General features: G+C 48.6%; 10 protein-coding genes. All 10 read left to right on the top strand.

Features of this window, described 5'->3' with window-relative positions; translation table 11 throughout:
- Positions 1-87 precede the first annotated feature (87 nt).
- The 10 genes from F4Y39_18415 (at position 88) to F4Y39_18370 (ending at position 7,798) form a co-directional block, all read left to right on the top strand.
- Positions 88-879, top strand: coding sequence for a TIGR00282 family metallophosphoesterase (locus F4Y39_18415; GenBank protein ID MYC15703.1), 792 nt, complete (start codon positions 88-90; stop codon positions 877-879).
- A gap of 1 nt (position 880) precedes the next feature.
- Positions 881-2,071: an exodeoxyribonuclease VII large subunit gene (xseA, locus tag F4Y39_18410; GenBank protein MYC15702.1), complete on the top strand. Its 1,191-nt coding sequence runs from the start codon at positions 881-883 to the stop codon at positions 2,069-2,071.
- A 5-nt stretch (positions 2,072-2,076) separates the two neighbouring features.
- Positions 2,077-2,337 (top strand): exodeoxyribonuclease VII small subunit, encoded by a 261-nt coding sequence (gene xseB / locus F4Y39_18405; protein MYC15701.1) that lies wholly within the window; start codon positions 2,077-2,079, stop codon positions 2,335-2,337.
- Positions 2,334-3,194: an NAD(+)/NADH kinase gene (locus tag F4Y39_18400; GenBank protein ID MYC15700.1), complete on the top strand. Its 861-nt coding sequence runs from the start codon at positions 2,334-2,336 to the stop codon at positions 3,192-3,194. Before xseB ends, F4Y39_18400 begins: the two co-directional genes overlap by 4 nt.
- 12 nt (positions 3,195-3,206) lie before the next feature.
- Positions 3,207-4,910, top strand: coding sequence for a DNA repair protein RecN (gene recN, locus F4Y39_18395; GenBank protein ID MYC15699.1), 1,704 nt, complete (start codon positions 3,207-3,209; stop codon positions 4,908-4,910).
- A 20-nt stretch (positions 4,911-4,930) separates the two neighbouring features.
- Entirely contained in the window at positions 4,931-6,079 is a 1,149-nt protein-coding gene (mqnE, locus tag F4Y39_18390; protein ID MYC15698.1) for an aminofutalosine synthase MqnE, read from the top strand.
- 40 nt (positions 6,080-6,119) lie between these two features.
- The gene (locus F4Y39_18385; GenBank protein MYC15697.1) at positions 6,120-6,704 is read left to right on the top strand and encodes a Uma2 family endonuclease; all 585 of its coding nucleotides are present in this window, start codon (positions 6,120-6,122) and stop codon (positions 6,702-6,704) included.
- A gap of 125 nt (positions 6,705-6,829) precedes the next feature.
- Positions 6,830-7,051: a hypothetical protein gene (locus tag F4Y39_18380; protein MYC15696.1), complete on the top strand. Its 222-nt coding sequence runs from the start codon at positions 6,830-6,832 to the stop codon at positions 7,049-7,051.
- Complete coding sequence (locus F4Y39_18375) at positions 7,051-7,425, top strand: hypothetical protein (GenBank protein ID MYC15695.1); 375 nt, start codon at positions 7,051-7,053, stop codon at positions 7,423-7,425. Before F4Y39_18380 ends, F4Y39_18375 begins: the two co-directional genes overlap by 1 nt.
- A 118-nt stretch (positions 7,426-7,543) precedes the next feature.
- Positions 7,544-7,798, top strand: a complete 255-nt coding sequence (locus F4Y39_18370; GenBank protein ID MYC15694.1) for a hypothetical protein — start codon at positions 7,544-7,546, stop codon at positions 7,796-7,798.
- Positions 7,799-7,989 lie beyond the last annotated feature (191 nt).

The raw sequence follows: 7,989 nt of genomic DNA, 5'->3' as shown, positions 1-7,989 counted from the left end.
GTTTTGGGAGGATGGGCGGGGTTCGTAGATTCGCTGATTCGTAGATTCGCTGATTCGCTGATTCTTTTTATCGGAGGACTGGGGGCGGTGAATATTTTATTTGTAGGCGATGTTTATGGCAGGCCCGGACGACGGGCCGCCGCACATTTGATTCCTCAACTGGTTGCACAGCACGCCATTGATTTCTGCGTTGTCAATGGCGAAAATTCTGCTGGCGGCTTTGGTATTACTGCAAAAATCGGACAAAAATTTCACGCTTACGGCGCCGATGTAATTACCATGGGAGATCACGTCTGGGATCAAAAAGATTCGGTTGACTATATTCAAACGGGCGACCGGATTTTGCGTGCAGCCAATTTTCCCAAAGAGGTTGGGGGTGTGGGTGCGGCGATTTTTTCAGCGCGCAACGGGGCGTCGGTTGCAGTGCTCAGCCTGCTTGGACGAACATATATGAAAATGGCTTTGGACTGTCCCTTTAGAACGGGGCAATGCGCCGTGGAGAAATTACAAAAGAAAACGCCCATTATTCTCATCGACTTCCACGCCGAAGCGACCTCGGAAAAAATTGCTTTTGGGCACTATATGGACGGCAAAGTCAGCGCGGTTCTGGGCACGCATACCCATGTTCAAACAGCCGATAATGGGATCTTGCCCGGCGGAACTGCGTATATGACAGATGTTGGCATGACAGGGCCTCACGATTCGGTTATTGGCGCAAAAAAAGACCCTGCGATTCGCCGATTTGTAAACCAGATGCCCGTGCGTTTTGAGCCAGCCACAGACGATATAAAACTCTGCGGTGCGCTCATCGATGTGGATGAATGCTCCGGGCGTGCGCAACACATCGAGCGGTTGTGTCTCGATTTAGAGGAGGGATAAGGTGGAACACCCGCTTTCCGTATCGGACGTCACACAAGCGGTCAAGCAAACCCTTGAGATGCAATTTCCGCCCATGTGGGTCGCCGGTGAATTGACCTCCTTTTCTCAGCCCTCATCCGGACATCGGTATTTCATGCTCTCAGATCCGCACAGTCAATTGCGCTGTGTGATGTGGCGCTCGCGTCCCATAACTGGATTTCGTCCCACAGCGGGAATGGCCGTGTTGGCACAGGGGCAGTTGACGGTGTATGAGCGGCGGGGCGAATATCAATTTAATGTGTCACAACTGTTTCCCGCAGGGGTGGGACAACAGCTAATCGCCTATGAAAAACTGAAAAAAAAACTGTCAGAAGAGGGCCTTTTTGACGAGGACCGAAAACGATCTCTGCCCGAATACCCCAGAGCCATTGGGGTTGTGACATCACAGACAGGTGCAGCTTTTCGAGATATTTTGGATGTGTTGAAGCGGCGATTTCCCGCTGTCCGCATTGTTTTGCGCCCTGCGCAGGTGCAGGGATTGGACGCGCCAGAAGATATTGCACAAGGCATTGCCGATCTCAATGACTTTGGCAAAGTAGATGTATTAATTGTTGGGCGCGGCGGCGGCTCGGCTGAGGATTTGGCTGCATTTAACGACGAGACAGTGGTGCGGGCAATTGCGGATTCGGAGATTCCAGTTATTTCAGCCGTAGGACACGAGATCGACATTTCCCTATCGGATATAGCGGCTGACGTACGCGCACCAACCCCTTCTGCTGCCGCAGAAATTGCCGTACGCGATGTTTTAGAAGTGCGCGAACAAGTCGGGCGGCTCACACTTCGCACGCGGGAGGCCATGCAGCGACTATTAGAAAAAAATAAAGATCTGATAGAAACTTACGAAAGCAGTTATGGCATGCGGCGGTTGTCCGATTTGATCTTTCAAAACGCGCAACACGTCGATGAATTACACCGCGAGTTATACGCGCTTATAAGGCGACTATTTGAAAGTCGATTAGCCGACTATCACCGCATGACCGGCAAACTGGGATCGCTCAGCCCCCTATCAGTACTCGCGCGGGGATTTGGCCTCGTACAACGCGAAGATGGTTCGGTCGTATCTGATGCCGGGATTTTGACACCCCGTGAACATCTACACATTCGGTTTGCAAAAGGCGAGGCGACCTGTCGGGTAGAAAAAATAAAAAGGTAAAGTCAATGGCAAAAAAAAACATAGAAGAACCCACATTTGAAACAGCTTTGAAACAATTGGAGACGGCTGTGGATCGTTTAGAAGAAGGTGCACTGCCCTTGTCAGAGGCACTAAAAGTGTTTGAAGAAGGTCTAAAAGCATCCAATCAATGCCGCAGTTTATTAGAAGATGCGCGGCAACAGGTTGAAGTGCTGATACGCGATAGCGATGGTGAAATTGAATTGGTATCCATCGATTCCAACGGCGAAGGGTTTGCAGACGAATGAAGTCCATCGGTTTGTTTTCGAACCCGACCCAACCGGGCATGGGCGTTGCGGTCGATCAATTGGCCCAGCGCATCCATCAAAGAGGCATTGGGGTACTGATCGCCGATAACTTGCGGCAAATTTGCACATCTGATTCCAAATGGTTTTGTCCGGTCAATGAGTTGCCCACACGCACTGACATCATTGTAGCGATGGGTGGCGATGGGACCTTGTTGCGCGCAGCCGATGTGGTTTATCCGCACAGCACGCCGATTTTAGGCGTAAACCTGGGGCGATTGGGATTTTTGTCGGGCGCAGAACCCCGCGAATTGGACGATGGTCTGGATCGGTTGTTATGTGGCGATTATACCGTTGAAGAGCGGATCGCACTACACGCACAAACCCGCACACAAAAAGCGTTTGCGCTCAATGAGGTCGTAATTGAACGCAGTGTCAAAGCGCGTCTGGTACAGGTCGTAATGCTGGTTGAAGGTCGGTCCGTAAGCTCCTTTTACGGCAATGGATTAATTCTGGCAACGCCGACGGGATCCACGGGTTACAGTCTGTCTTCTGGCGGCCCAATAGTACATCCAAATTTATCTGTGCTCGTCGCCACGCCTATATGCCCGCATTCGCTATCACTGCGCCCAATGGTGATGCCGGGCGGTCAATCGGTAACGGTTAAGGTGATAGCTGATCAGTCCGATGAAATCATGTTATCCACAGATGGACGCACAGTATGTTCGCTTTCCCCTGAAGAACCCGTTACAGTACAACGGGCCTCCGAACCCGTGCGCTTTATCAATATGCAGGGGTTGACTTTTTACGATCTGTTGCAGCGCAAATTGGACTGGAGCCTGGATCGGCGAGACGAGTGAAGGAGTTGTGCCTTGTTGTGTCAATTGCATGTGATAAATTACGCCCTGATCGACGACATGGAAGTCTCATTTGGTAAAGGGTTAAATATCATTACGGGCGAAACCGGTGCCGGAAAGTCCATCCTGGTCGGGGCATTGGGGCTGATACTGGGTATGCGAGCAAGCCCTGATGTAATCCGCACAGGCGAAAAAAAATGTACGGTAGAAGCCATTTTTGAACTCTATCTTCAACATCCGGCTCTCAAACTCCTGAACGCCATGGGTATAGAGACAGAGGATGGCGAGTTGATTTTGCGGCGAGATGTACTATTAGAAGGGCGCAGTCGGTGCTACGCCAATGGCCTGTCTATTCCCGTGCGTACACTTCGAGAATTGGGCCGCGCGCTGGTCGATTTGCACGGCCAACACGACCATCAATCGCTTCTGAATACCGATCAGCATCTGGACTTTTTGGACGGCTTTGGCGGCTTGCACGCCGCACGCGCACAGGTCGAACAATCACATCACCAGGTAGTGCGATTGCAAAATCGGCTGATTGAAAAAACGGCTGTTGCCCAGCGCCAGCGAGAAAGGCGTGAACTACTGGACTTTCAGATCAAAGAAATCCATGCGGCAAAACCAGAGCCTGGCGAAGACGAACGCCTGCAACGCGAACAGTCCGTACTTTTACATGCAGAACGGCTACTCGAGATCGCCTATCAGATTGAACAGGTGCTTTATGAAAGTGAAAAATCCGTGGCCGACCAACTCGGCGAAGGCGCGCACCTCCTGAATGAGGCCGCGCAAATGGACAGCAGTTTGGAGCCGATAGCTGAAGAACTCAATGGTCTGAGGTACGGTGCAGAGGAACTAGCTCGTGCCTTTGGCGATTACGCCAATCGCGTAGAACACAATCCCCAACGCCTATCAGAAGTAACAGAGCGATTAGAAACGCTGAACGCACTGAAAAAAAAATATAGCGGCGACCTGGAAAGTGTGCTGTCCTATGAAAAAAAAGCCCAAAAAGAATTGGAACTGACCGATGAACTCGAAGCATCTATAAAAAAAATTCAGATTAAAATTGACGATGCAATACAGACATTCGCACATTGTTGTGAGAAATTGTCAAAAGGAAGACACAAAGCCGCTGGCAAATTGTCAAAAGCGATATGCCGCGCATTGCGCGAACTGGGCATGCCCGATGTGCAGTTTGACGTACAATTGAATCGGCGTCCAGACCCCGAAGGCCTGATTGAATGCGACGGGCAGCGATTTGAAGCGGGACCACGGGGCATAGAGCGCGGCGAATTTTTTATTTCGGCCAACCCTGGCGAAGCCATTCGCCCGCTGGCAAAAGTGGCGTCGGGCGGTGAAATCTCGCGTATTATGCTGGCGATGAAAACCGTGCTGGCGCATACCGATTCGGTGCAGGTGTTAATTTTTGATGAAATCGACATCGGAATTTCCGGGCGCATTGCAGAGGTTGTGGGCAAGAAATTGCGCGACCTGTCAGAAACGTATCAAACCATTTCAATTACGCATTTGCCACAAATTGCCAAAATGGCTGATCGCCATTTTTCAGTCAGAAAAGAAGTAGTTGATCAGCGTGCAGTAACCCGGGTGATCTCGTTGGATGAAGAGGCGCGTGCTGGCGAACTCGCTTTGATGATGGGCGGCGAAGAGATTTCAGAACTGACCATGCAACACGCCCGCGAAATGCTGGCTGCAAAACCGTAAAACAGTATAAGGAGCATAGCGTGAAACCGATAATTCCCGACGATCTCCGAGACATCGAAGAAAAAGTGAACCTGGGGCAACGACTTTCTGCCGAAGATGGCATGCGGCTTTACGAGACGCCCGACCTCAATGCCGTGGGATATTTGGCCAATATCTCGCGCGAACGCCTGTGTGGCAATGTGGCATGGTACGTGCGGAATCAGCACATCAACTATACCAACGTCTGCAACAAGCTGTGCCGGTTTTGCTCCTTTTATGTAAAGCCAAAAGACGAGCGGGGCTATGTATTATCGCCCGAAGATATACAAAAACGCGTATTGGAATACATCGACCTGCCCATTTCTGAAATTCACATGGTCGCGGGCATCAATCCCAAACTCCCCTATTCGTACTATCTCGATATCGTGCGCGCGGTCAAAGACGTGCGTCCCGATGTGGCGGTAAAAGCATTTACCGCAATTGAATGGGTGCAGATTGCGCGTATTGCAAAAAAGCCATTGAAAGATGTCATGACCGAATTAAAAGCAGCCGGCGTATCGTCCATTCCCGGCGGGGGTGCAGAAGTATTTAGCGATCGCGTACAGGAAGATTTATTCTGGACCAAAGCGGATTCCGAAGAATGGCTCGATGTAGCGCGCACGGCGCATGAAGTCGGCCTGCCTACCAATGCGACGATGCTATATGGGCATATTGAAAACCCGCAAGAACGCATCGATCATCTCGTGCGATTGCGCGAATTACAGGACGAGACCGGCGGTTTTTTGACGTATATCCCCCTGTCATTTCATCCCGAACGCACAGAATTAGAGCATTTACCCGGCCCGACAGGTATCGCGGATTTAAGAGAAATTGCCGTGGGGCGATTGATGCTGGACAATTTCTTACACATCAAAACATTCTGGATTATGAATACCATCGAAATTTCACAGGTGGCTTTGTGGTACGGTGCAGACGATATCGACGGCACAATACAGGAATACGAAATTACGCGTCGGTCATATTCAGAGACGCGGCAGGTACTCACGCGCAAGCAACTGGTCGAGCGCGTTATAGAATCCGGACGCGATCCCGTCGAGCGGGATAATCTATACAATGTTTTATCGAGCGAGCGAGAAATTTTAGAAGAAACCCCCATCGGAATCCCCGGTGAAATACCGATGATTTCGTAAAACGCCCCTCTCCCCTGGTATTATTTCAGCGAGGTGTGTCATGGCAACAGACATTGTAATTCCCCAAAAAGAGCGATGGACTTATGAAGATTATCTCCATCTCACTCCGCCAGACAATTTTGGATTTGAAATTTTGAGAGGAGAATTAGCAGTGGCTCCAGCACCGGTACCGAGACATCAATGGGCTTGCGATGAATTGACGAGTTTGGTGCGTATATTTGTAAAACAGAACGACCTCGGACGGGTTTTTAGTTCGCCAATAGATGTTATTCTGGGAGGACAGACAGAGGCTGAAAACGTCGTTCAACCCGATATCCTGTTCGTAGCCAAAGATCGCCTGAATATTATCACTGAAACCAATATTCTCGGCGCACCCGATTTGATGGTCGAAATTTTGTCTGCTTCAAGTATCCAACGGGACCGGGTCGATAAAATGAAAATATATGCCGAATTTGGCGTGAAGGAATACTGGATTATTGATGCAGATCAAAAAACGTTAGAGGCCTTTGACCTGACAGGCGACGAGCCTGTTCTTCAAGCGACCCTGTCCGAATCCGATGTATTTAAACCGAAATTATTCCCAGGATTAGAAATCTCACTCTCTGAACTCTGGTATCCCGAATGAGAGCTAATAGGTGTGGTTGAGAGCGGCAAAGTGAGGAGGATAAAGAAAAAATCACATTACAAGACGAGAGATTATGCTTCCTCAGAGCCTTTTACGAGTCCGCGTTAGAAAAGGAGAAACCTAAAATGCCTTACGAAAAATTTACTGACGTGAAAGTTGAGGATTATCGAGACAGGACTGAAATTAGTGCAAAAAGATCGGGAATGGATAAGCGCGTTACGCTGACAATTATACCGAATACTGGAATGCATGCTTTATCTCTTGAAGCATTTGAATTACGCCAATACGTTGATCAAAAAACTCTTATAGAGGCGTATTCTCGGCGCCACTTAAAGGAAAAACCTTAATGAAACAGATTTTACTGTCCGTCTTGTTTATATTAGCCGCCTCGGGATGTGTTGGCACAAGTGCGGTGATGATAAATTCATCCCGGACTTACCCTCCTACCGATAATATAACAATCTTGTTCAAAGAACCAGATCGGACCTATGAGATAATAGCGATTATCGAGGGCAACGGCACCGTTTTCAACAACCAGTCCCAAGTCTTAAAAGAAATGCAAGTGAAAGCCCAGAAAATTGGAGCGCATGCCATCATTCCTCTCACCACTGACAGCCAGTATGTTCCTGATAAATATATTCAAAATATCGACGGCAGTCCTCTTCTTATTCCTGGTGGTAACAAAATCACAATGAAGGCTGTTGCCATTCGGTATAAATAAGCCACTACTTATTGCCTCAGGCCTTGGTCAAACTGGATTTTTGATATACTTTATCGCATCTTGGGCAGGCGAACAAACTTACAATGCGAAGTTCTCTATAATAGATGAAAAGTGAGCAATGATAATAAACTGCCGCTTGAAAAATCCCTGGAATGAAGAAGAATATTCCGCGTACATGGCTCAGGCCGTAATTGTTCTGTATGCTTCGGGGGAAAGCTATGAACTCATGGGAGATAGTGAGATTGATGAGTATGTCAAGAATTGCATCAGACAACTTGAAAAGGCGGGAGAAAAGGCAAAGAAAATGTTATCCGATGAAAAGAGGAAAATAAAAAAAGGTATGGAAGAGGAAAGAAGAACCCGAGGGATGTGAAATGACTCATAGAACCATTACAGCAATTGCGCTATTTGTCTTGTGTGTAGTGTGCAGATTGCATGCAACATCTGAAGAAAAACTTCCAGAAATTACCTTGGATAGGATTTTGTCCAAGGCTGAACAAGCAGAAATGGGACTACACAAGTTAACACCCCAAGAACGAGATAAACTACGCATATATATAATAG

It is taken from the genome of Gemmatimonadota bacterium, from assembly GCA_009838845.1.
Taxonomy (GTDB): domain Bacteria; phylum Latescibacterota; class UBA2968; order UBA2968; family UBA2968; genus VXRD01.
The sequence above is the reverse complement of the archived record's forward strand: the minus strand, read 5'-3'. Positions and strand labels throughout refer to the sequence as shown.